A 1032-nucleotide genomic window follows, 5' to 3' on the forward strand; every position below is an offset into this window, starting at 1 on the left:
ACCTATTCCTCTCATTGCAATTCCAACTACGGCTGGAACTGGTTCAGAAGTAACAAACGTAACAGTGATCACCAATACTAAGGAAGATATTAAAATGATGATTAAACATCCATCATTCCTTCCAAATGTAGCTATTGTGGATCCAATTCTTACAATTTCAACACCACCTCCAGTTACCGCCGCAACAGGAATTGATGCACTTTGCCATGCAATTGAAGCTTATATATCACGTTTATCACAACCATTAACAGAAAATTTTGCACTTTCGGCGATAGAAGCTATCTTGAATCATTTAAGAATAGCTTATGAAGACCGAGAGAATTTGGATGCAAGAGAAAAAATGGCAATTGCGTCTATGCAAGCTGGCCTTGCTTTTACTAATGCTTCCGTCACGCTAGTTCATGGGATGTCACGACCAATTGGAGCTTTATTTCACGTGCCGCACGGTATTTCAAATGCCATGTTGCTTCCAGCGGTACTCGAATTTACTAAAGAATCTGCCATCTATGCATTAGCAACAATTGGAAGAGTTATATCTCCCGAATTGAAAACTTCGACAAATGAAGAGTTAGCAGATGTGACTATCAATAAGATTAAGCAGCTTTGTTACGATTTGAATATCCCGAATATGAAAAAGTGGGGGATCGATGAAAATAAATTTCAACAAGTAGTTCATAAAATGGCAACTGATGCTATAGCAAGTGGCAGTCCCGCAAATAACCCAAAAGTGCCATCTCACCAAGAAATAGTTGATCTATATTACTACTGTTTTGATTATGATTTTCAGGCCAGCAAAAATACAATTAAATCATAAAAGTCTACTAGTTTATTAAAAAGGAGAATACAAAATGTCAACTACAACTAACACAAAAGTAATTAAAAATTATATTGGCGGTGAATGGGTAGCATCATCTACGGCCAAAACGGAATCTGTATATAATCCAGCTACAGGTGAAGTCATTGCTCAAGTACCACTTTCAACAAAAGAAGATGTAGAGCAAGCTGTACAAGCAGCTAACAAAGCCTTTAAAG

At 37.2% G+C, this 1032-nt stretch carries 2 protein-coding genes; both read left to right on the forward strand.

Annotation, left to right across the window (positions count from 1 at the left end):
* Positions 1-814: iron-containing alcohol dehydrogenase (locus AC1DUW_RS30265; RefSeq protein ID WP_477644365.1), on the forward strand; the 814-nt coding region annotated here is incomplete at its 5' end.
* 34 nt (positions 815-848) lie between these two features.
* Positions 849-1032, forward strand: a 184-nt coding sequence (locus tag AC1DUW_RS30270; protein ID WP_477644366.1) for an aldehyde dehydrogenase family protein, incomplete at its 3' end; no start/stop codon positions are given.

The sequence above is a fragment of the Peribacillus sp. P4_C12 genome, from assembly GCF_056402095.1.